Origin of the sequence: Bacillus sp. FSL M7-0003 (assembly GCF_038628485.1) — a bacterium.
GTDB classification, from domain to species: Bacteria; Bacillota; Bacilli; order Bacillales; family Bacillaceae; genus Bacillus; species Bacillus safensis.
On sequence record NZ_CP152024.1, the window covers coordinates 2,436,126 to 2,457,794 of the forward strand.

At 42.4% G+C, this 21,669-nt stretch carries 25 protein-coding genes and 1 riboswitch; of the genes, 7 read left to right on the forward strand and 18 right to left on the reverse strand.

Going from position 1 to position 21,669, the window contains the following annotated elements:
- Positions 1-34 precede the first annotated feature (34 nt).
- The gene (locus tag MHI23_RS12510; RefSeq protein ID WP_003216788.1) at positions 35-331 is read right to left on the reverse strand and encodes a post-transcriptional regulator; all 297 of its coding nucleotides are present in this window, start codon (positions 329-331) and stop codon (positions 35-37) included.
- Positions 332-447: 116 nt separating this feature from the next.
- Here MHI23_RS12510 and spoVB point away from each other — a divergent pair, with 116 nt between their 5' ends.
- Complete coding sequence (gene spoVB / locus MHI23_RS12515; RefSeq protein WP_056767987.1) at positions 448-1,998, forward strand: stage V sporulation protein B; 1,551 nt, start codon at positions 448-450, stop codon at positions 1,996-1,998.
- 1 nt (position 1,999) lies between these two features.
- Here the strand turns inward: spoVB and MHI23_RS12520 are convergent, their stop codons facing one another.
- Positions 2,000-2,662 carry a DUF421 domain-containing protein gene (locus MHI23_RS12520; protein WP_076840397.1) on the reverse strand — a complete coding sequence of 221 codons (663 nt, stop codon included), beginning with the start codon at positions 2,660-2,662 and terminating at the stop codon, positions 2,000-2,002.
- 152 nt (positions 2,663-2,814) lie between these two features.
- On the opposite strand from MHI23_RS12520, the gene MHI23_RS12525 reads away from it, so the two are divergent.
- Positions 2,815-3,192 carry a TIGR04086 family membrane protein gene (locus MHI23_RS12525; RefSeq protein ID WP_075622125.1) on the forward strand — a complete coding sequence of 126 codons (378 nt, stop codon included), beginning with the start codon at positions 2,815-2,817 and terminating at the stop codon, positions 3,190-3,192.
- A gap of 48 nt (positions 3,193-3,240) precedes the next feature.
- Here MHI23_RS12525 and yajC read toward each other — a convergent pair whose 3' ends face one another.
- The 7 genes from yajC to MHI23_RS12560 form a co-directional block, all read right to left on the reverse strand.
- Positions 3,241-3,507, reverse strand: coding sequence for a preprotein translocase subunit YajC (yajC, locus tag MHI23_RS12530; protein ID WP_008360993.1), 267 nt, complete (start codon positions 3,505-3,507; stop codon positions 3,241-3,243).
- 47 nt (positions 3,508-3,554) lie between these two features.
- Positions 3,555-4,700: a tRNA guanosine(34) transglycosylase Tgt gene (gene tgt, locus MHI23_RS12535; protein ID WP_024423141.1), complete on the reverse strand. Its 1,146-nt coding sequence runs from the start codon at positions 4,698-4,700 to the stop codon at positions 3,555-3,557.
- Between the two features lie 31 nt (positions 4,701-4,731).
- Positions 4,732-5,760 (reverse strand): tRNA preQ1(34) S-adenosylmethionine ribosyltransferase-isomerase QueA, encoded by a 1,029-nt coding sequence (gene queA, locus MHI23_RS12540; protein WP_024423142.1) that lies wholly within the window; start codon positions 5,758-5,760, stop codon positions 4,732-4,734.
- 34 nt (positions 5,761-5,794) lie between these two features.
- A complete protein-coding gene (locus MHI23_RS12545) occupies positions 5,795-5,995 on the reverse strand; it encodes a DUF2905 domain-containing protein (RefSeq protein WP_012010741.1) in 201 nt (66 codons plus the stop codon).
- The gene (gene ruvB, locus MHI23_RS12550) at positions 5,988-6,992 is read right to left on the reverse strand and encodes a Holliday junction branch migration DNA helicase RuvB (protein WP_024423143.1); all 1,005 of its coding nucleotides are present in this window, start codon (positions 6,990-6,992) and stop codon (positions 5,988-5,990) included. The genes MHI23_RS12545 and ruvB overlap by 8 nt, the downstream gene beginning before the upstream one ends.
- 11 nt (positions 6,993-7,003) lie before the next feature.
- A complete protein-coding gene (gene ruvA / locus MHI23_RS12555) occupies positions 7,004-7,609 on the reverse strand; it encodes a Holliday junction branch migration protein RuvA (protein WP_024423144.1) in 606 nt (201 codons plus the stop codon).
- 148 nt (positions 7,610-7,757) lie between these two features.
- Positions 7,758-8,258, reverse strand: a complete 501-nt coding sequence (locus MHI23_RS12560; protein WP_073979823.1) for an intercompartmental signaling factor BofC — start codon at positions 8,256-8,258, stop codon at positions 7,758-7,760.
- A gap of 239 nt (positions 8,259-8,497) precedes the next feature.
- Between MHI23_RS12560 and MHI23_RS12565 the strand changes: the two genes are divergently transcribed.
- Complete coding sequence (locus tag MHI23_RS12565; protein WP_024427853.1) at positions 8,498-9,142, forward strand: serine/threonine protein kinase; 645 nt, start codon at positions 8,498-8,500, stop codon at positions 9,140-9,142.
- Between the two features lie 32 nt (positions 9,143-9,174).
- Here MHI23_RS12565 and MHI23_RS12570 read toward each other — a convergent pair whose 3' ends face one another.
- The gene (locus tag MHI23_RS12570; protein ID WP_008342761.1) at positions 9,175-9,357 is read right to left on the reverse strand and encodes a hypothetical protein; all 183 of its coding nucleotides are present in this window, start codon (positions 9,355-9,357) and stop codon (positions 9,175-9,177) included.
- Between the two features lie 190 nt (positions 9,358-9,547).
- Here MHI23_RS12570 and MHI23_RS12575 point away from each other — a divergent pair, with 190 nt between their 5' ends.
- Entirely contained in the window at positions 9,548-9,694 is a 147-nt protein-coding gene (locus tag MHI23_RS12575; RefSeq protein ID WP_164512168.1) for a hypothetical protein, read from the forward strand.
- A gap of 35 nt (positions 9,695-9,729) precedes the next feature.
- Here MHI23_RS12575 and thiC read toward each other — a convergent pair whose 3' ends face one another.
- Positions 9,730-11,490, reverse strand: coding sequence for a phosphomethylpyrimidine synthase ThiC (gene thiC / locus MHI23_RS12580; protein WP_034622399.1), 1,761 nt, complete (start codon positions 11,488-11,490; stop codon positions 9,730-9,732).
- A 125-nt stretch (positions 11,491-11,615) separates the two neighbouring features.
- Positions 11,616-11,724, reverse strand: a riboswitch (TPP riboswitch).
- A gap of 235 nt (positions 11,725-11,959) precedes the next feature.
- On the opposite strand from thiC, the gene MHI23_RS12585 reads away from it, so the two are divergent.
- On the forward strand, positions 11,960-12,592 hold the full coding sequence (locus MHI23_RS12585; RefSeq protein WP_024423148.1) for a LysE family transporter: 633 nt from the start codon (positions 11,960-11,962) through the stop codon (positions 12,590-12,592).
- A gap of 45 nt (positions 12,593-12,637) precedes the next feature.
- On the opposite strand, the gene MHI23_RS12590 is transcribed toward MHI23_RS12585, so the two are convergent.
- The 5 genes from MHI23_RS12590 to nadB all read right to left on the reverse strand — a co-directional run bounded on the left by MHI23_RS12590 (position 12,638) and on the right by nadB (position 18,504).
- On the reverse strand, positions 12,638-13,255 hold the full coding sequence (locus MHI23_RS12590; RefSeq protein ID WP_024423149.1) for a YhcN/YlaJ family sporulation lipoprotein: 618 nt from the start codon (positions 13,253-13,255) through the stop codon (positions 12,638-12,640).
- 330 nt (positions 13,256-13,585) lie between these two features.
- Positions 13,586-14,857, reverse strand: coding sequence for a SafA/ExsA family spore coat assembly protein (gene safA / locus MHI23_RS12595; RefSeq protein WP_342491991.1), 1,272 nt, complete (start codon positions 14,855-14,857; stop codon positions 13,586-13,588).
- A gap of 131 nt (positions 14,858-14,988) precedes the next feature.
- Entirely contained in the window at positions 14,989-16,098 is a 1,110-nt protein-coding gene (gene nadA / locus MHI23_RS12600) for a quinolinate synthase NadA (protein WP_135032973.1), read from the reverse strand.
- Positions 16,085-16,948 (reverse strand): carboxylating nicotinate-nucleotide diphosphorylase, encoded by an 864-nt coding sequence (gene nadC / locus MHI23_RS12605; protein WP_034621107.1) that lies wholly within the window; start codon positions 16,946-16,948, stop codon positions 16,085-16,087. The genes nadA and nadC overlap by 14 nt, the downstream gene beginning before the upstream one ends.
- Entirely contained in the window at positions 16,930-18,504 is a 1,575-nt protein-coding gene (gene nadB, locus MHI23_RS12610; protein ID WP_342491992.1) for an L-aspartate oxidase, read from the reverse strand. Before nadB ends, nadC begins: the two co-directional genes overlap by 19 nt.
- Before the next feature lie 85 nt (positions 18,505-18,589).
- On the opposite strand from nadB, the gene MHI23_RS12615 reads away from it, so the two are divergent.
- Both MHI23_RS12615 and MHI23_RS12620 read left to right on the forward strand, forming a co-directional pair.
- Entirely contained in the window at positions 18,590-19,741 is a 1,152-nt protein-coding gene (locus MHI23_RS12615) for an IscS subfamily cysteine desulfurase (protein WP_342491993.1), read from the forward strand.
- 3 nt (positions 19,742-19,744) lie between these two features.
- Positions 19,745-20,287: a transcription repressor NadR gene (locus MHI23_RS12620; RefSeq protein ID WP_024423154.1), complete on the forward strand. Its 543-nt coding sequence runs from the start codon at positions 19,745-19,747 to the stop codon at positions 20,285-20,287.
- 23 nt (positions 20,288-20,310) lie between these two features.
- Here MHI23_RS12620 and pheA read toward each other — a convergent pair whose 3' ends face one another.
- Positions 20,311-21,189 carry a prephenate dehydratase gene (gene pheA / locus MHI23_RS12625; RefSeq protein ID WP_024423155.1) on the reverse strand — a complete coding sequence of 293 codons (879 nt, stop codon included), beginning with the start codon at positions 21,187-21,189 and terminating at the stop codon, positions 20,311-20,313.
- Between the two features lie 18 nt (positions 21,190-21,207).
- Positions 21,208-21,651: an ACT domain-containing protein gene (locus tag MHI23_RS12630; RefSeq protein ID WP_008342790.1), complete on the reverse strand. Its 444-nt coding sequence runs from the start codon at positions 21,649-21,651 to the stop codon at positions 21,208-21,210.
- Positions 21,652-21,669 lie beyond the last annotated feature (18 nt).

Below are 21,669 nucleotides of genomic sequence, written 5' to 3' on the forward strand. Positions count from 1 at the left end.
TTCCTCCTTAAACACCTAAATCCATTAAGATGGCTTATTTCAACAGTTCATCAAGCATATTCTTGCCATCTTCACTGTCCAAAAAAGCAGACGTTTTAAACGACTGAACGGTTGCATAGTTCATAAATTCGCCTATTTTCACAGATAAAATATCTGCAACCATTTCATGAATCGGATACTCTTGTTTTTTCTTCCACTTCTTATTCTCTAAGTATGACCATAATTCCTCTAAATCTACATCTTTATAGCCCAAAACGATGAATTCTTCAAGCTTACTGAACAGAAAAGGCTTTAAATGGTCTTTGTAAATAGCAGCTGGGTGTTGTGTCATTGCGTAGCTCCCCCTTTTCAGTTTTTTATCGAGAGACTTGTCATGCTTGGACGATATACACGCATATCTTATTGTATATGATTCTATGTCGTTTGAGAAGGCAGGTGATCTGTGATTTGACGAAGCAAACGTTTTTAAAGGGGACCATTATTTTAATTTTAGCAGGTTTTATCACGAGAATATTGGGTTTTGTCAATCGAATTGTCATTGCGAGGTTCATTGGCGAAGAAGGGGTCGGGCTTTATATGATGGCTGCACCAACCTTTTTTCTCGCCGTGACGCTCACACAATTCGGACTGCCTGTCGCCATTAGTAAGCTTGTCGCAGAAGCAGAAGCCCGGGGTGACAAACAGAAAACAAAACGTATTCTGGTCATGTCCCTTGCGATAACAGGAACACTCAGTCTGATTTTCACGCCGCTCTTTTTATGGTTTGCGCCCATCATGGCAGAAAATATGCTGACAGACCCTAGAACGGTCTATCCACTGCTGGCTATTACACCTGTCGTACCAGTCATCGCCATTTCCAGTGTGTTAAGAGGCTATTTCCAGGGCAGACAGCAAATGAGTCCGCTTGCGATGTCTCAAGTTCTGGAGCAGGTCGCAAGAATTTCGCTAGTGGCGGTATGTACAACGGCTTTCCTTCCTTACGGGATTGAATTTGCGGCAGCAGGTGCGATGGTGTCATCTGTGATTGGAGAGATGATTTCCCTTGCTTACTTACTGATCGCATTTCGCTATAAAAAGACCATTCGTATTCGAAAACGATTTTTTAAAGCGATTCATGACGGGAAGGACACATTTAAACAGCTGATGAGCATTGCCCTGCCAACAACAGGCAGCCGTTTTATCGGGAATATTTCGTGGTTTTTAGAGCCGATTGTTGTCGCGCAAAGTCTTGCTATTGCTGGTTATGCGGCTGTAGAGGCGACAAGACAGTACGGGGAGTTGACCGGACTTGCTCTGACCCTTTTGACACTGCCTAGTTTTATTACGTATTCACTCTCCACTGCATTAGTTCCGGCGATCAGTGAAGGAATGGAGCAGAACAAACGTAAAACGGTCGAATACCGCCTGAAGCAGGCGATGCGCCTATGTTTACTCAGCGGAGGCATTTCATGTATTATTCTTTTCGTTTACGCCGAAGATTTAACGCTCTTTATGTATGGTTCATCGCACGCGGCCATTTATGTGAAATTCATGGCGCCATTTTTCCTTCTATATTATTTTCAGGGGCCCCTTCAAGCCGTGCTTCAAGCACTCAATTTAGCTGGTGCGGCGATGACCAACAGCCTGATTGGCGCTATTGTAAAAACAGGGATGATTTTTGTTCTTGCTTCACAGCCAGGCTTTGGCATTATGGGCGCTGCACTGGCGATATTAATCGGTATCATCCTTGTCACACTGCTCCATGCGGCAACTGTTGGAAAGGTGCTGCCTATTCATTTACCATTAAAGGAATATGGACTATGCGTCCTTGTGATTATCGGTACGGGGGCTGTCAGCCTTTGGCTGAAATCTCAAGTAAATGGACTCTTTTCTGCTCCTATTGAACTTGTGACGCTCATTTTTGTTACGTGCACGCTGTATGTCATTCTATTAATCTGCCTAGGTCTAGTGAAACGAGAAGAGCTGCGCCGCATCCCGTTCATTGGGAAGCTGTTTTAGCTCATCTCTTTTTGATCACTTCATCTTTCAAATCAATATAAAATGTTTTTTGATTAAAGCTGCAGTAAGAGATTTGTTCGATATCATGATAGCCTCTTTTAGCAAGCTCATCTTTCAGCCACTGTTCATTTTGATTGATTTGCTTTAGGTGGTCATGCTGCACCACACCATCCGCAACAAGTGGAAGCTCAAGCGCTGCATGTTTGCGCTTGTTTTCTTTTTCAACGACGGCGAGCTTTCCAGACGGCTCTAAAATGGCGTAAGAGACATCCTGAATGCTGTCGATGTTATTTTCTCTTAATTGAATGAGCAGATCATCAAAATTGTATCGCTGTTTTCTCATTGCACCTTCGTCTATTTTCCCATTGATGATAAGCAGGGCCGGTTTTCCGTCAAGAAAGCGCCGGACACCTTGAAATTTTAATGAGAGGTAGGCAAGTGTGATTTGAATGAAGGTTAACAGCAGGATTGGCCATACCGTATGTAACATGTGATCCTCTACTTCTTCTATGGCGAGAACTGCAATTTCTGCGATCATCATAAAAATGACTAGATCTAAAATGCTCAGCTCGCCAATCTCCCTTTTGCCCATTAAGCGAAATATAAACCAAATAAGAAAATATAAGATGATGGTTCTCATGGAAATGATCAAGATGTCCTGCATGTGATGTAAACCCTCCTTCTCCAACATAGCTTGTGTCAAAACACTTTATTTATGTAGAAAAGAAACGTCTGAAACATGTCTATTTTTTCTTCACTGTGAATACATTTTAGTAAAAGACAAGCTTCGTTCAATTGGAGAGGAGACGAATCTACATGCAGGAAACGAAACAAATTGGAAAAGGCATTTTATCCGGCTTAATTGCCATTTTTGTCGTGATGGTTGTCACAAGTTTACTTGTGTCGCTCATGCTTACATTCACAAGTATGCAGGAATCATCATTTAAATGGATGATTATGATTTTGTCCTTTGCTGCCCTTTTATTAGGAGGCATCATTTCTGGCGGGAAAGCAAAGGAGCGCGGCTGGCTGATTGGTGCGGTCACATCTATCATTTTTTCTCTCACTGTATTTTTATTTCAATATTTAGGGTTTGGAAAAACGTTTTCACCAGAGCAGTTTATCTATCATGGAGCATTTTTAGGCATTTGTATGCTGGGGGGAATGATTGGCGTCAATCTTCGAGGCAAATAAAAAAAGAGCGGTCATATCGCTCTTTTTTTATGGCTATGTATCAGAGGATTAGCCTTTGTCAGCTAATTCTCTAATAGCACGACGATCGAAAGTTAAACGGTTGTTTTCGCTTGTTTTGATGACCACTTTTGATTCATCAATTGAGTCGATTTCACCGTGTAAACCACCGATTGTGACGATTTTATCGCCTTTTGATAAAGATTGCTGCATCTGACGCACAGCTTTCTGTTGCTTTTGCTGTGGACGGATTAACAAGAAGTAAAGCACAGCAAACATGACAACAATCATAATGATTGAACCCATACCACCATCCATTCTATTTCACCCCTTTCTAAAGCATTGTAAAGCCTTTCGTTTATGCGTTAAAAGTTTTTCGCATTCGGTTTGTTAAAGCCGTAACGCTCAAAAAACTCTTCTTTAAAATCACCTAAACGATCCTCACGGATAGCTTCTCTCACTTGCTCCATTAATTTTAACAGAAAATGAAGATTATGATAAGTTGTTAATCGAATTCCGAACGTTTCATTTGTTCGAATTAAATGTCTAATATAGGCGCGTGTATAGTTTTTACATGTATAGCAGTCGCAGTTTTCATCGATTGGTCTAAAGTCACGCTCATATTTTGCATTTTTCACAACAAGACGGCCTTCACTTGTCATTAAGGTACCGTTTCTTGCAATTCGCGTCGGCAGTACGCAATCAAACATATCTACACCGCGAATGGCGCCGTCAATTAAGGAATCTGGTGAGCCGACACCCATTAAGTATCTCGGTTTGTCTGCTGGTAAGAATGGTGTTGTAAATTCAAGTACACGATTCATCACATCTTTTGGTTCCCCTACAGATAAGCCTCCGATGGCGTAGCCTGGGAAATCAAGTGAAACAAGGTCTTTTGCACTTTGTTTTCGAAGCTCTTCGTATTCTCCGCCTTGGACAATTCCAAACAGCCCTTGATCTTCAGGACGCTGGTGCGCTGTTAGACAGCGCTCTGCCCACCTGCTTGTCCGCTCCACAGAACGTTTCATGTAATCGTACTCTGCAGGATACGGCGGGCATTCATCAAATGCCATCATAATATCAGAGCCAAGTGCATTTTGAATGTCCATCGCTTTTTCAGGAGATAGGAACAGCTTGTCTCCGTTTAAATGATTACGGAAGTGAACGCCTTCTTCTTCAATTTTTCTAAATTCACTCAATGAAAAAACTTGGAATCCGCCTGAATCAGTTAGAATTGCTCGATCCCAGTTCATAAATTTGTGCAGACCGCCTGCTTCTTTTACGATATCGTGACCTGGACGGAGCCATAAGTGGTACGTATTGCTTAAGATGATGCCTGCATCCATTGCCTTTAATTCTTCAGGCGCCATTGTCTTGACTGTAGCCAGTGTACCTACTGGCATAAATACAGGTGTTTCAAAAGAGCCGTGCGGTGTATGAACGCGGCCAAGACGTGCACCTGTTTGTTTGCATGATTTAATGAACTCATAACGTATCGGTAATTGCGACAAAAATGAGCCCTCCTGTCTTCGTTGTATAATGTTATTGAATCAGCATGGCATCGCCAAAGCTGAAGAATCGGTATTCCTCTTTCACAGCCTCATTGTACGCTTTTAGTACGTGCTCTCGTCCAGCTAATGCGCTGACAAGCATAATTAACGAGGATTTTGGCAGATGGAAATTCGTGATCATGCCATCAATTGCCTTGAATGTGTAGCCAGGGTAAATAAAGATCGACGTCCAGCCGCTTGAGGCTTTGAACTCACCATCATGTGCACTTGCAATGGTTTCAAGCGTTCTTGTCGACGTTGTACCGACTGAAATAATCCGTCCGCCTTCCTTGCGAACGCGATTAAGCTCATCAGCTGTTTCTTCATTCATTTCATAAAACTCTGCGTGCATTTCGTGTTCTTCAATACGTTCTGCACTTACCGGACGAAACGTACCAAGCCCTACGTGCAGCGTAATGAAAGCAATGTGTACACCTTTCGCTTTCAGCGCATCCAGCAGCTCGGTTGTAAAGTGGAGACCGGCAGTTGGCGCAGCAGCGGAGCCAACCTCTTTTGAATAAACGGTTTGATAGCGTTCACGGTCGTCAAGCTGCTCTTTAATATATGGAGGCAGCGGCATTTCACCAAGGGATTCAAGCACTTCATAAAAAATGCCTGTATATTGAAACTCGACTTTTCTTCCGCCATGTTCCATTTCCTCTGTACATACAGCTTGGAGCCGTCCATCACCAAACGTGATAACCGTCCCTTTTTTCACCCGTTTGGCTGGTTTGACAAGTGTTTCCCAGTTGTCTCCTTCTTCTTGTTTCAATAGAAGAAGTTCAACTTTGGCACCTGTATCCTCTTTCATCCCAAACAGACGTGCAGGCAGAACGCGCGTGTTGTTTAGAACGAGACAATCACCCTTTTGAAAATAATCGATGATTTGTGAGAATGTATCATGTGTAATCGCACCCGTTTGTTTGTTTAAGACCATCAGTCTTGATGCATCTCTTTTTTCAAGCGGCACTTGTGCAATTAATCTTTCTGGTAAATCAAAATCAAATAGTTCTAGCTTCATTTCCTTCACCTATTCTGTAGTTAACTAGTTAACGTTATTTCATCCGTCCAAAGATATTCAGTAATATGGTCAGTACGATACTAATGACGATGCAGGTAATGACAGGAAAAAAGAACGTTACATTCCCTTTTTTCACAAAAATATCACCTGGAAGCTTACCAACCAATTGAAACACTAATCCTGCGGCAAAAAGGACACCACCTAAAATCATTAATATTTTAGGGAATTCAGTCACGAATCGGAACCTCCATTTGAAAATGTTCATACGCTTCTCTTGTGACGACACGTCCTCTTGGCGTTCTTTGCAGGAAACCAATTTGCAGTAAGTACGGTTCGTACACATCTTCAATCGTATGTGATTCTTCTCCTATTGTCGCTGAGATCGTATCAAGCCCAACAGGACCGCCTCTAAATTTTTCGATCATACTTAAAAGGAGCTTATGGTCTATATGATCGAGGCCTAACCTGTCGACTTGAAGACGCTCAAGGGCATCTTCCGCAATGTCCTGCGTAATGGCATGATTCCCAAGCACCTGCGCAAAATCTCTTACTCTTCTGAGCAAACGATTGGCAACCCTCGGTGTTCCCCGGGAACGTCTCGCAATCTCTTCGGCAGAGCGAATATCGATCCCAATCTCAAACAGCTCGGCTGTTCTTGCCACAATGTGAGCCAAATCTCTTTGCTCATAGTATTCCAATCTTGCATGTACCCCAAACCTATCACGAAGCGGCGCTGTTAACAGCCCGACACGAGTCGTTGCACCTACAAGCGTAAATGGCGGTAAATCAAGCCGTACAGAGCGTGCTGTATCTCCTTTTCCAATAACAATATCTAAACAAAAATCCTCCATTGCTGGGTACAGCACTTCTTCAATTGAGCGCTGCAAGCGGTGAATTTCATCAATAAACAATACATCACCTGGCTCAAGAGATGTTAAGATGGCCGCCAAATCACCAGGACGCTCAATCGCTGGTCCTGACGTTGTACGCAGCTGAACATTCATTTCATTGGCAATGATCGATGCAAGCGTTGTTTTCCCAAGTCCAGGAGGTCCATATAAAAGGACGTGATCAAGCGTTTCCTGCCGCATGCGGGCAGCTTCAATAAATACGCTGAGGTTATCCTTTACTTTTTGCTGACCGATATATTGGCTAAGTGTCTGTGGCCGCAGACTTTGCTCAATGGCTGATTCATGGTTGTCTGCTTCAGTTGAGACGAGCCGTTCATCCATGAGACATCACCCTATTTCAACATTTTTTGTAAAGCTTTTTTCACATATTGATCGGTTGTGAGATTCTTTTCTTCTTTTAATAATGGAAGAACCTTTTTGATTTCACGATCACCGTATCCAAGGACACTTAAGGCTTCAAGTGCTTCATCTAATGCAGTTTGCTGCGTTTCGACCTGAATGTGGTCCTCGTGATTAAATAAGTTGCCAATCATTTCTGGCACCACATCTGCCAGTTTTCCTTTTAGATCCAGAATGATTTGACGTGCTGTTTTTTTGCCCACACCAGGGAATTTAATCAGGAAGGCTTCATCTTCACGTTCTATCGCTGAAATGACAGCGCCAGGATCACCGGAAGCAAGAATCGCGAGTGCACCCTTTGGCCCAATCCCTGTGACATTTAACAGTTTTGTGAACAGCGCTTTTTCTTCTCGTGTTTGAAAACCGTATAACGAAAAGGCGTCTTCCTTTATGTAATGATACGTATAAATCGTTTCTTGTTTATTTACTCGATAGATAAACGGGTTTGGGGTATAGACTTGATATCCCACTCCGCCGTTTTCAATGACAACATATTGCGGGCACACATAATCAATGGTCCCTTTTACAAACTCTATCACCGTTTTCACCTCTTTGACTGTTCTTCATTGTAACATAAATCGAAGAGAAAACCGCAATAAAAGTTAACATACGTTCGCTCAGTACATTTTTATGATGAAATCACGAAAAACAGCTTGCGGTCTTCACACCAGCAAGCTGTTACACGCTTTAAAACGATATTTCATTTCGATAAGGCTTCATGACTTCAAGCACATGCTCAAATTCATCCTTTGTTCGAAAAGGAATGCCTTGCTCAAGCTGCTTTTCCACATGGCTTTCTAAACGGGACGTATCAATTTGAAAAAAGAGATGAATAGGCTCCGCCCAGCCGTCAGGCCTTCCATGAAACGTAGAAATCACACCGTCCTCTGATAATCCGATATATCCATTTGCTTTACTTAATGGAGAGATATCATCAATTTGCTTTCTAAAAAGGGCAAAATCCTCTTTTTGTTCTACCAGCGTCCAGCCTTTATACTGCGCCCAGAATGTGTCTTTGTCTTCTAATGATGCCCGGTGTCTTTCAATACTCACATCGCCGTCTAGATAGACTTTTTCAAGCTGGACGGTAATAGAGTTTGACTGCTTTTGCAAGTGTTCTTTTCCTTCCATATCCGCAGCGAAAAAAAGCACACTTGTCATGATAAGTCCTGTAACGAAACATTTCATCTTCACTTTCACTATTTACACCTCTTTAGAACATGAGATCGATGCATGACATATGTAGTTTGACCCATTTTTCTAAACATTAACCAAATCGATGATTCAAATGTATGTTAAGAGTCTTTCGTTGTATCCTTCATTCGTAAATGTTATGTTTTATACAATCCATTGCTTTATCGAATGACACGGTTTTTTCATCATTCGTTTTTCAGCCGCATAAACTGAAACCAAAGAAGGTGAAGTCAATGTCAGAGGTCAAAAGATTAGCCGAATCGATTCAGTATCATGAAGAGAAACGTTTTCATAAGCTTGCCTATAAACCGGCAGAGCTTGAACTGTGCGGCAAAGGAAGAAGTGCCTATGTCTTTTTATACAAAAAAGACGGCAAGAAAATGGCACTAAAAGTCTTTTTCCCTTCTTATCAGCATATTGCCCGCAAAGAGGCTGCCATTTACGAAAAACTTTCTGGTTCGTCTTACTACCCTGAGATTTATGAGTCTGGGGATCAGTATATTTTAATGGAATATATTAAAGGCTACACATTCTATGAATGCCTTACAAAAGGAATTCCTATTAAAAAACAAATGATTGAACAAGTCGATGATGCGCTGGAGGAAGCGCGCGAGAAAGGATTGAATCCTTCTGATATTCATCTGCGCAATCTGATCTTAACAAAAGAAGGGCGGATCAGGGTCATTGACGTTGCCAGGTTCACGCAAACGAAAGCATGTCATCAATGGGATGATTTAAAAGCCGCTTATGCCTATTACCAAAAACCTTTTTTCCCTAAAAAAGCACCGCGTCTGTGGCTTGAAGTTATTGCTTATTTGTATAAAAAGAACTGGCTGTCCCGCGGGCAGCTTAATAATCGAAATGATTTTTCTGCATAATGAAAGCCGCTCTATCTGAGCGGCTTTCTGCGTTATTCTGTTTCTACATGGATACTATTGACGTTTAATAGGTTAATGATTTCATTATTCAGCTTAAACCAATGATTGGCTTCTTCAATTTTTTTATACACATCATAGGTAGCTGGACGTTTGAGCTCGAAATCAAGCACTTCCCCATTGTTCATATGAAATGTTACCTTAAATACTTTCATCATAAGATCACCTTCCACTCTTCTTGTTCGCTGGTCAAATAGATCAGCTCTTTTCATTCATTCTCTATTGAACTCGTTTCCCCTCCTTGTTTCCATTCAAACCCAAGAAGTTTAAATTTTGTTTAAATTCACACAAACATCTATCTCTCAAATCTACAAAGAAGTATATTAGTTAAAAAGGAGGCTGCCCTTGATGAAGCAGAAAAAGAAACGAACATCTCCAGAAAGAAAAACAGTCTTTTTTCATTTAACAGATGCCCTCATTCCGAGTGTGGACATGATGGCATATGCAGTAAAGGCATTTTTTCACCTTTTAAGAAAAGCCTTCTCAGCCGTTTGATAAAACCCCGCACAGCATCGTGCGAGGTTCTTTTTTTAGGGCTGATAAATTTGACTTCCCTGGCTGACAAACTCCTTCGCCTTCTTTTCCATCTCTCTTTTCACTTCTTCAGATTGATTGCGGATATCATGAGAAATTTTCATACTGCAAAACTTCGGTCCGCACATCGAGCAAAAGTGAGCGGTCTTAGCACCTTCGGCAGGCAATGTTTCATCATGGAACGCCAAGGCTCTTTCTGGATCAAGTGACAGGTTAAATTGGTCCCGCCACCTAAATTCAAATCTCGCTTTTGATAATGCATCATCGCGCTTTTGAGCCGCAGGATGTCCTTTTGCTAGATCAGCGGCATGTGCGGCAATTTTATAGGCGATCACGCCTTCTCTCACATCTTCTTTATTCGGCAGACCTAAATGCTCTTTTGGCGTTACATAACATAGCATGGCTGTGCCGTACCAGCCGATCATGGCCGCACCGATGGCGGATGTAATGTGATCATACCCCGGCGCAATATCTGTTGTAAGAGGCCCTAACGTATAAAATGGGGCTTCCTTGCAAATGTCCATTTGCTTGTCCACATTCTCTTTAATTTTATCCATTGGGACATGGCCGGGTCCTTCAATCATCACCTGCACATCATGTTTCCAAGCGATCTCTGTTAACTCACCTAACGTTTCCAGCTCTGCAAACTGCGCCTTATCATTGGCATCAGCAATCGAACCTGGTCTAAGTCCATCTCCAAGTGAAAAGGCAATATCATACGTTTTCATAATTTCACAAATGTCTTCGAAGTGCGTGTAGAGGAAATTCTCTTGATGATGAGCAAGACACCATCTTGCCATAATTGCCCCGCCTCTTGAAACAATTCCGGTCACCCGATCAACTGTGAGCGGAATATATCTTAACAGCACGCCCGCATGAATTGTAAAATAATCTACACCTTGTTCTGCTTGTTCAATTAATGTGTCTCTGTACACGTCCCACGTCAAATCTTCTGCGACTCCATTCACTTTTTCAAGGGCCTGATAAATAGGAACGGTTCCTACTGGAACTGGGCAATTCCGAATGATCCATTCTCTCGTTGTATGAATATCCTTTCCAGTAGACAGATCCATCATTGTGTCTGCCCCCCATCTGATCGCCCATGTCATCTTTTCTACCTCTTCATTAATGGATGACGTGACAGCTGAATTGCCAATATTCGCATTGATTTTGACATGAAAATTCCTTCCGATAATCATTGGTTCACTTTCTGGATGGTTAATATTCGAAGGAATAACGGCTCTTCCGCTCGCTACTTCCTCTCTAACAAACTCAGGGCTTAGCTCTTCTCTTATTGCGATAAACTCCATTTCAGGCGTAATGATGCCTTTTTTGGCATAATGCATTTGCGTCACGCGCGCTCCTTGTTTCGCGCGGAGCGGCTTATGATGAAAATCAGTTTGGACAGAATGGAAGGACTCCTTCTCCCTTGAACGATATCCGTTATCTTCCGGTTTTACATGACGCCCTTCATAGCTTTCTGTATCTCCTCTTTCTTCAATCCATGCTGCCCTAAGACGCTTTAATCCTTTTGTGACGTCAATATGAACGTTCTCATCAGTGTACGGTCCACTCGTATCGTATACACGGACTGGTTCATTTTTTATGTCGCCCGCCTCTGTCACAGTATGTGAGAGCGCAATCTCTCTTTTCGGCACTAAGATATCGGGCCTTGATCCTTTCTCATACACCTTTCGGCTTCCGTCAAAGCTGGATAATAATGATTGGTTGGATGGGACACTTTTCTTTTCCTTCATTTGCTGTTCTCTCCTTTTCTTCTTGTCACGGACAGGATGGAATCAGCACCAGCAAAAAACCAGGCTCTATTTAAAGAACCTGGTTTCGTCGTCAGAAATAAACATGCATATCATTGATAGGATACATGCATCATCTTCAACTTCCCCACGCTGGTACGAGCCAGATCAGGTCCAAAGGGTTAAGAAGTTTATGCTTCTCTCTCAGCCCATTTACGGGCACCCCTAGTCACTTTTATTGATTTCCACATCAGTGTAGCATAGAGACATCATGAAGAAAAGAAGATTCAGGAAAATAGTTCCTTTCCCCTACAAGCGTTATGGATCATGTTGATATACAGTCTTCTATACATCATCTATCTCTATCATTTCAATCAAATCTGAAATAAACATTGATCCTTTCCTCCTATTATGTATAATTAATCTAAACGGAGAATTTTTATACAATTTAATCAAAGGAAGTTCTAGTCGATTGCAAACATTTCTCACATTTATCGTCGTAGGATTCTCAATTGCTCTGCCTGTTGGAGCAATCACGGTTGAAATGACAAAACAGGGACTCAAAAACGGATTCTTTCATGGTTTAACTGTCGGAGCAGGCGGTATGACCATAGACTTATTACTTATTTTGGCTTTATATGCTGGATTTGCTCAGTTTTTATCTTTGCCGTTTGTTCAAATCCCGCTCTGGCTGATCGGAGCTGTATTTTTAATGATTCTCGCATACGATTCCATTAAAAATGCGGATCAAGATATCCATTTAGCAGGAGAAAAGGTCAATAAATCATTCGCAAAAACATATCGAAACGGCTTGCTCGTGGCGGTATCTCCTGGAAATCTTGTGTTCTGGGTTTCTGTTTTTGGTGCTGTACTTGCGGATGCGTATACAAAAACAGATTCATCTGAATTTATGCTGGCTGCCGGCGGTATTTTGGCAGGGATTCTCCTTCATGACATCGGTCTTCTCACACTTGTATCCTTAACAAGAAAAGTGATGAATCGAACGATGATCAAGTGGACATCCATTATTGCTGGTATTTTATTACTAGGGTTTGGCTGTTATTTCTTTTACGAATTTTATATAGGCATCAAGGTTTATTTTTAAGAAAAGGCTAAAGTTCGTAATGAACTTTAGCCTTTTTGTGTCAAACTATCGGGTCATGCCTGTTTGGCCTGTTTCAAATTGCGTTCTTCTCATGTCTCTAAAGCGTGTGAATGCACCTTCATCTTTTATGACTTGGACTGCTCTTCCATCCGCATAACGAGTCGCTGCTTCTTCTACTTGTGATACGCCTTCTGACGTCAGGCGGCCATCTGATTTAATGGCAATATACACATTCTCATCCGTCACCATGACTTGAGAGTCTGCCACGTGATTCATTTTATTGATGCGGTTGGCAATTTTTCTTGAACGCTGGATGTTCTCTTGTTTATCGTAGCCTGAGAACGACATTTGGTTATGATAGTTCATATCTCCATGACTGTAGCGTCCATCTCCACCTGTGAGAGGCATTCGATCATCAGCTTGAGGACGTGTACGGTAATCAACATTTGTTGTATTTCTCCCGTTCATTCCCTCCATGAGTTCAGAAACTGGTCCTTGATGATCTTGGTTGTTGTCTTCCGCTCGTTGATTCGAATGATAACCAACCGGCTGGCCTGATTGATTATGACGTGTATCGACACCTGCGTTATTATTTGCACCACATGCCGTTAAACCAATAGGAAGAAGCACTAATGCGATTGTTTTTTGCCATTTTTGTCTCAAACGAAAAACCCCCTGTACAAATTCAATCTCATGAGCGCGAAACAGGCTCTGTTTTAGCATGTACAGTTAGGAAAAAAATCAAGCTGTCAGTTATAAACAAAAAAAGGAACGATTGAGATCGTTCCTTCCGACTGGTGACAAATGCTAAAATGTTCTTGATTTTAGCCATTTGTCTTCTTTTCAGCGTAATAGAAAACCTTTGCAATCTAGGAGGCGAGCACCGGAACGGAGCGAATTTGACATTCGTGAGTACCGGCGCGCAGACCTGACACCGAATGCGAGGGTTTGTCTACACGCTGAAAGGAACGATTGAGATCGTTCCTTCTGTCATTAATCTTCTTCTTCTTCCTCCGGCCTTGCAAAAACGGATTGACCTGGATATGGCTGCATGTAAGGCTGAGCTGGATAAGCCCCCATTTGGCCATAAGGAACAGGATTCGGATAATGTCCTGGCCAAGGCTGATGATGCTTCATGCCATCATCGCATCCGCAATCTTCCTTGCCATATGCTGCATTTGAAACGTTTGGATAAAAGCCTTGATTTGCGTTGGCATTTGCATTGGCGTTTGGATGCGTATGGTGATGCCAGTGATGTCCGTCGTTTGCATGGTGCTCATGATTTTCTCCGTAGTAAGCAGGCGCTTGATACGCAGGATAATACGGATGAGCCGGGTATGGATATGGCATCATATGATGGTGATAAAATGGATGGATAGGATAACATAAGCCTGATCCCGGTAAAATTGGCGATGCCGGCACCATTTGCTGCGGATATGGATACATCGCCGGCATGTAATGACCATGACCATAACCAAAATAAGGATCATATGGTTCATGATGATGATGCTGGTGATGATGCTCGTTATTTTCAGCCACTCCCCCTACCGCTGCCCCTCCCACATTTGGCATTTGCGGGAAGTTAGGAAGGTTCGGATAATTGCCATGCTCCATGTCTTTTCCCTCCTCTTTTTGATGCGGAATATGAATAAACGGCTCATATCCCTTTGCCACTTCATCTTTTAGATGACCTTTATTTTCATGATGAAAATGGTCCTTGTGATCTTTATGTTCCTTATTTTCATGATGGACATGACCCTTGTTATCTTTGTGGTCTTTATTTTCATGATGAAAATGATCCTTGTGATCCTTTTTGTCATGAACATGATCTTTCTTCTCATGAACGTGATCTTTTTTCTCGTGATGATCTTTTTTGGGAGGAGGTGTGAATGGCTGGTAGAGATTGGTCTGATAATAGTTCACATCCACTTGCGGAAAAACTGGCTGCTCGATTTTTGGCACTGGCGGTACATATGGTACCGGTTCATTTGGCTTTTCCTTCGGTTTCGTATCTTGCACTTGCACGACATCTTTTGGCTTTTCTTTCACATACGGATGTTCTTTCGTTTTTGGCATTTCTTTTGCTTTGTGATGATCTGTTTTTACAGGAACACCACTAGATGGAATTTTAATCTTCATACCCGGCATGATTAAATCAGGATTACTGAGCTGTGAATTTAGTTTTTTCAATTCTTGAAAGTCGACTCCGTATTTCTTTGAAATTTTCCAAAGGGAGTCTCCTTTTTGCACAATATGAATTTTCAACGTTTTCCCCTCCTATGCAAAACGTGAACGTAACGGTTATGTCAGAAGTACAATATGTTTCAACATAAATTTATGCCTATTTACAAGCCGATATGATAAAAACTTGTTTTCTGATAGGAGGGGCTGATTCATTATTTAATGGCGAGCATTTTCTCGAGTGCAAGCAAAGCGTCTTTCGTGATGTCTTCATTGACCTGTATCAACCCGGCCGGCTGACCCTTCTCAATGCTTTCCAGTGACCATAGCAAATGAGGCAGATCAATCCGGTTCATAGTCAAACATGGACACATATCTGGGTTAAGAGATTCAATTTGTTTATCTGGGTGCTGCGCTATGATCCGTTTGACTAAATTCATCTCTGTTCCAATCGCCCATTTGCTTCCTGCTGGCGCCTGTTTGATCGTATCAATAATAAATTTCGTTGAACCTGCTAGGTCAGAAGCCCTTACGACCTCATGCGTGCATTCAGGATGGACAAGAATTTGAATGTCACGGTCTTTTTTTCTCATTTCTTCTATATTCCGAACGGTAAACTTCTCATGTACGGAGCAATGGCCTTTCCATAAAATCATCTTGATCCGGGAAAGCGGCTGATCGGTGATAAGCTTTTCTTCTATCTGATCCCACACAGCCATTTCTTCTAGCGGAATACCTAAATCAAAAGCCGTATTACGCCCTAGGTGCTGATCAGGGAGAAATAGAATCCGCTCTTTTTGTGTCAGCGCCCACTCGAGTACTTTTTTAGCATTTGATGAAGTCACTGTTGCCCCGCCATGTTTGCCAACAAATGCTTTAATGTCTGCTGTTGAATTGACATACGTAAGCGGAAGTATTGTATCCCCAAACAAATCAGTGAGCTGCTCCCATGCTCTGTCTGTTTGTTTCATATTTGCCATATCTGCCATTGAACAGCCTGCCCTCATATCTGGCAATACAACGCTCTGATTCTTGTTTGACAGCATATCTGCCGTTTCTGCCATAAAATGAACACCGCAGAATACAATGTATTCAGCCTCATGATTGTCAGCCGCTATTTGTGCCAGCTGCAATGAATCTCCTGTTGCATCTGCAAATTCAATGACCTCATCCTTTTGATAATGGTGGCCTGGTATAAAAAGCTTTGAACCAAAAGCCCGCTTAATGTCTAACACTCGCTGCTTCATCTCATCATCAGAGCGGTGTTTATATTCATCTGGCATCATGACTGCATGTTGATTGGCTAATACATTAAGCATGGACATGAGTTGTTCCCCCTTTATGACTGAATTCCATATTCATACTAAAATCAAATGCTGGAGCAGAATGTGTCAGAAAGCCAAGTGAAATAAGGTCGACTCCTGTCCCCCTGTAGCTTGGCAATGTCTCTAGCGTGATGCCTCCTGAAGCCTCTGTCAGAATGGACTCTGGCGTCATTTGTTTAAAACGTTTTACTTCGTCTGGAGAGCAGTTATCAAACATAATGACATCCGCTTTTGCATCAATGGCTTCTATAAGCTGCGTTTCTGATTCAATTTCCACTTCAATTTTCACCATATGACCGGCATATGCTCTTGCTTTCTCTACAGCTTCACGGATAGAACCGCATGCCGCGATATGATTATCTTTAATCATCACCCCATCCGATAAGCCAAAGCGATGATTCTTTCCACCGCCTGTCTTTACTGCGTATTTTTCTAACATACGCAGGCCGGGTGTCGTTTTTCTCGTATCACAAATCGTAATAGACGGGTCAGCTAATCTGCGGACCGCCTCATGTGTTAAGGTGGCGATACCTGTCATTCGCTGCAAAAGATTTAAAATGACTCTCTCTCCCTTTAATAAGTCGTTGACTGGGCCCTTTATTTTCGCCAGTACAGCGCCTGAATGAATCCAATCACCTTCTTGAAAATACAGCTCCGTTTGAATCTGTTCATTCAACAGGCGGTACCCTAGATCAATCACTTGTGATCCTGCCAATACACCAGATTGTTTCGCAATGATAAAAGCTGTTCCCTTCTTGTCTCCAAAGATGGCATCTGCTGATACATCTCCAAAGCCAATATCTTCTGTGAAAAAATGAGTGAGCATTTGTTTTAACTGTAAACGTTCCATTTGGCACCGATCCTTTCATTTTTCATAATATGAATGTGACCTTTTTCATGAACAATCTGCCTGCCCCGCCACAACGCATCGCTCCGCTCTGGATAATCCATTCGATAATGGCCGCCTCTGCTTTCTGTACGGAGTAATGCAGATTTGGCAAGGCAAACCGCTAATGCCCATTGATTGCTTAATTCGATCTGTTCATTTGTGATATCCTTCACATTAATTTGCTGAAAATTGACACGCTGCAACGAATGAAGCAAAGTCTGTAAACCTTTTTCATCTCTCACAATGGCTGCATATGTAGTCATCCATTGTCTCAGTTGAGATGTTGAAATCATTGGGACCATCCATATTTCTTGAATTGAAAAAGGTGGACTTGTTTCTTTCTGTTTAGGCAGTTGTTCAATTCTCTGTGCCGCTTTGCTGCCTAACACGAGACCTTCCAGAAGAGAATTACTCGCCAATCGATTCGCACCGTGTAAGCCAGTACAGGCCGCTTCTCCAATGGCAAATAGCGCTGGAACAGTCGTTTCTCCATATTCATTGACGCTGATGCCGCCCATTAAAAAGTGCATACCGGGGGAAATTGGCAGTCTGCCGCTTTCCATATCGACGCCTGCACGCTGGCACATCTGAGCTATGGCTGGAAAACGAGCTGAAAAATGCGGGATATCATGGATGTTAAGATACAATTGATGACCTAATTGCTGCTCATGAAAAATAGCTCTAGCGACCACATCTCTAGGTGCTAAATCAGCTTGTGGGTGAATACCTTTCATGATCCGCCTGCCTGTTTCATCTTCTAAATAAGCTCCCTCTCCCCGTACTGCCTCTGAAATGAGGCCAACTGCTTTTCCAGCGATTGTTAAAAGAGTTGGATGGAATTGAACAAATTCGAGATCCACTAATTGTGCCCCGGCTCGATAGGCCATCATCAGTCCGTCTCCTGTTATAGAAGGATCATTTGTGTTTGTCTCATATAGGGAGCCGCAGCCGCCAGTTGATAAAACAACGGCATCTGCGGTCATCGTATGTACGTGTCCTGTCTCGTCTTTCCATACAACACCCGTACATGTCCCTTCATGAATCAATAGATCAATGACATGATGATATTCGTATAAATGAATATGTGAGCCGAGCTGACTTTTCAGAAACTGTACAAGAGTTTTACCTGATTGATCTCCTCCTGCATGCAAGATGCGATGAGTGGTATGTGCTCCCTCTTTGCCTAATTGCGGCTCTCCTGCCTCATCTTGATCAAATGGACAGCCTTCTGCTACGAGCTGCTCCACAAGGTGTTTTCCAAGTCTCACGATTTCTTGTACCGTTCTTTCATCATTGTGATCACAGCCGGCAGCTAGTGTATCTTGCACATGCTGCTCAGCTGAATCATGTGCTGAAAAGGCAGCAGCGATTCCTCCTTGTGCCAGCATGGAATTACTAGATGAACATTGTTTTTTTGTCATCATGATGACCTGGCAGCTTTTCGAAATGGTTTTTGCAAAGGAAAGCGCTGCAATGCCTGACCCCACCACAATAACTTTTTTGATTGATGACACCATCGCCCCTCCTGTCATTTACACATGTCTTGACACATATCATTACACAACACTAAAATAAATACAAGAAAAAATTTTCACACGGGAGATGGATGGGTTGGTTTATTTAGATTACGCAGCTTCTACACCTGTTTCAGAGGAAGCGCTGCATGTTTTTGAGCAGCTAAGCAAAAATTTCTACGGAAATGCAAGCAGCCTTCATGATGCTGGGGGAAAAGCAAATGACATATTGACTTACAGCAGACAATCACTCGCTGCCATGATCGAGGGTGAACCGGATGGGATCTATTTTACAAGCGGTGGAACTGAATCCAATCTCCTTGCGATTCAATCGATCATCAATGGACTGCCAGCACATCAACAGCATGTCATCACAACTTCAGTTGAGCATCCTTCTGTTCATTATGCAGTTAGCAGCTTAGAGCGTCTTGGCGTAAAAGTCACGATCATTGAACCGAATCAGGATGGAATCATAACAAAGGACATTCTCAAAAAAGCATTATTGCCTGAAACAGGACTAGTATCTATTCAGCATGCTAATTCAGAAACAGGAATTATCCAGCCGCTTGCTGAATTAGCGCCTCTTTTAAAAGAAAGGAACATTCTTTTTCATACAGATGCTGTGCAAACATTTGGAAAGATTCGTGTGTCCATCAAAGAACTTGGAGTCGATGCTGTGTCCATCTCAAGTCATAAAGTGTATGCTCCTAAAGGCGCTGGTGCCGTTTATATGGGCGCTCATGTTCCTTGGAAACCTTTATATACAGGAGCAGTTCAGGAAAATGGCTTACGTCCAGGGACAGTAAACGTTCCATGTATCGGTGCTTTTGCTGCCGCAAGTGAACAAGCGATGCTTAGGCTGGATGAACAGCAAAAATTAGATAAGCAGCTGCGTGATTATTTTCTTCAGCAGTTAAAAATAAGACAGCTGCCAGTTCATACATTTCAGGACAATGACAATCGCCGCACGCTTCCTCATATTATTGGTTGTTTTTTTGAAGGGTTTGAAGGACAATATGTAATGTTAGCATGTAACCGGCATGGGATTTGTCTATCTACTGGAAGCGCATGTGCTTCCGGTTATCACCATCCTTCCCCTGCTGTGAAGGCATTGCGTGTATCAGATCGTGATGCCCTACAATTTATTCGACTATCATTTGGATATCAGTCATCAAAAGATGACATCGATCAGCTTTTGCATACATTTGAGCATTTGCAAAAGGAGAAGAAGGGAGCTTAGGACGTGGAGCAAGAGAGGAAACTCATTGGCGAAGAAAGAAGAAACGCCATTTTAGAGTGGCTGAAAGAAACAGACACACCGCTTACTGGAAGCTTTTTAGCTAAAAAGGCGGCTGTCTCTCGGCAAGTCATTGTACAAGATATTTCATTATTAAAAGCAAAAAACGAACCCATTATTGCCACAAGCCAAGGCTATGTGTATATGGCAGCGCAGCATGCGCCAGAAAGAGAAATTGAACAAATCATCGCCTGCAAACATGATCCTGCTCGTACAGAAGAGGAACTGACATTGATTGTAGACTTTGGAGTGACGGTGAAAGATGTGATCATTGAGCACCCTGTTTATGGTGAACTGACGGCCTCTATTCGCGTCAGCACACGGAAACAAGTCGCTGATTTTGTCCATCATATTTCTAACACCGGCGCGTCCTACTTGTCAGAACTAACAGACGGCGTGCATCTGCATACTCTCACTTCTTACAGCCAAAAGCAGCTTGACCAAGCCATTCAAGCGCTGGATGATGCTGGGTTTTTAATAAAAGACTAAAAAAATAGTGTCCTCACGGGACACTATTTTTCATTCGTTAATTCATATGTTTGATAGCTGCCAAGCAGCTTGACCTCACAGCCAATCGCTTCTAATTCTTGAATCGCACCGGGGACGAGGACATCATCCATTTCTTTTTCAATGTCAATAATAAATAAATAATGTCCAAGACCTGTTTTTGTCGGACGAGATTCAATTTTTGACAAGTTGAGATTCCGCCAAGAAAAAGCAGACAGCACGCGGTGCAATGCGCCTGATTGGTCATCCTTAGGCAGACTGACCACAATGGTCGTTTTTGGCTTTGATGAGAAACCAGAATTCATTGGGAACGATGCGTTAGGATCTTTATGTAAAATCACAAAGCGTGTATGGTTGTGCGGATAATCATGAATGTCTTTTTTTGCAATCGTCAAACCATACGTTTTTGCGGCAATTTCATTGGCAATAGCCCCGACAGCTTCATCTGGATGCTCACTGATGTATTTTGCTGCATAGCCTGTTGATTCCACTGGCCGATGAGGAATATGAGGGTACTGCTTTTTCAGAAATTGATGACACTGGGCAATCGCGTGAGGATGCGATTGAATGACATCTAACGTCTCCCAGCTCTCCGCTCTTGATGGGTGGACAAGCAAATGCTGCCGAATTGGTGCTGTCATCTCCCCCACAATGGACAGCGCTTCTTCATGAATTAAATAATCAATCGTTAAGTTCACAGAGCCTTCGAGTGCATTTTCAAGTGGAACGACCGCCAAATCGACTTCGCCTTTTGACACAGCATCCATACATTGCGGAATCGTTGCATAGGCACGCTGCACCGCATCTTTTGGAAAACAAGAGCATACGGCCAAATGAGTAAATGTTGCTTCTGGTCCAAAATAACCTACAGTTAATTGCTTCATCTGCTATGATCTCTCCTTTTACGCCCCAGAACCGAGAATTTCGACTTTTTCGACAAATTCAAGCTTTCTTAATTGATTCATGACGGTGTTGATATCATCTGCCATACCAGCTGTACTAATTGATAAGGTGACATTCGCTCTTCCTTGCAGCGGAATCGTTTGGTGAATGGATAACACATTACAGCCAGAGTCAGCCACAATTTGAAGCAGTCTTGATAAAGCCCCAGACCGATCCTCAAGGTGGAAAAACAATGTGATGATCTGCTCTTTCACCATTGTATAAAATGGAAAAACAGCATCTCGGTATTTATAAAAAGCACTGCGGCTTAAATCCGCTTTTTGAACAGCATCGGCAACTGAATCCGCTTTTTTGCGATCGAGAAGCTTTTTGACTTCAAGCGTTTTTCGCATCGCATCTGGAAGTACATCCTCTCTTACTAAATAGAACGTTTCTTCTTTCACCTGTTTTCTCCCCTTTTA

Bases quoted from the DNA above. Each gene is read 5' to 3' on its own strand.
- MHI23_RS12510 (WP_003216788.1), bottom strand. From the start codon at position 331: ATGACACAACACCCAGCTGCTATTTACAAAGACCATTTAAAGCCTTTT.
- MHI23_RS12520 (WP_076840397.1), bottom strand. From the start codon at position 2,662: ATGCAGGACATCTTGATCATTTCCATGAGAACCATCATCTTATATTTT.
- MHI23_RS12525 (WP_075622125.1), top strand. From the start codon at position 2,815: ATGCAGGAAACGAAACAAATTGGAAAAGGCATTTTATCCGGCTTAATT.
- yajC (WP_008360993.1), bottom strand. From the start codon at position 3,507: ATGGATGGTGGTATGGGTTCAATCATTATGATTGTTGTCATGTTTGCT.
- queA (WP_024423142.1), bottom strand. From the start codon at position 5,760: ATGAAGCTAGAACTATTTGATTTTGATTTACCAGAAAGATTAATTGCA.
- ruvB (WP_024423143.1), bottom strand. From the start codon at position 6,992: ATGGATGAACGGCTCGTCTCAACTGAAGCAGACAACCATGAATCAGCC.
- MHI23_RS12560 (WP_073979823.1), bottom strand. From the start codon at position 8,258: ATGAAATGTTTCGTTACAGGACTTATCATGACAAGTGTGCTTTTTTTC.
- MHI23_RS12565 (WP_024427853.1), top strand. From the start codon at position 8,498: ATGTCAGAGGTCAAAAGATTAGCCGAATCGATTCAGTATCATGAAGAG.
- MHI23_RS12570 (WP_008342761.1), bottom strand. From the start codon at position 9,357: ATGATGAAAGTATTTAAGGTAACATTTCATATGAACAATGGGGAAGTG.
- MHI23_RS12575 (WP_164512168.1), top strand. From the start codon at position 9,548: ATGAAGCAGAAAAAGAAACGAACATCTCCAGAAAGAAAAACAGTCTTT.
- thiC (WP_034622399.1), bottom strand. From the start codon at position 11,490: ATGAAGGAAAAGAAAAGTGTCCCATCCAACCAATCATTATTATCCAGC.
- nadA (WP_135032973.1), bottom strand. From the start codon at position 16,098: ATGTCCATGCTTAATGTATTAGCCAATCAACATGCAGTCATGATGCCA.
- nadC (WP_034621107.1), bottom strand. From the start codon at position 16,948: ATGGAACGTTTACAGTTAAAACAAATGCTCACTCATTTTTTCACAGAA.
- nadB (WP_342491992.1), bottom strand. From the start codon at position 18,504: ATGGTGTCATCAATCAAAAAAGTTATTGTGGTGGGGTCAGGCATTGCA.
- MHI23_RS12615 (WP_342491993.1), top strand. From the start codon at position 18,590: ATGGATGGGTTGGTTTATTTAGATTACGCAGCTTCTACACCTGTTTCA.
- pheA (WP_024423155.1), bottom strand. From the start codon at position 21,189: ATGAAGCAATTAACTGTAGGTTATTTTGGACCAGAAGCAACATTTACT.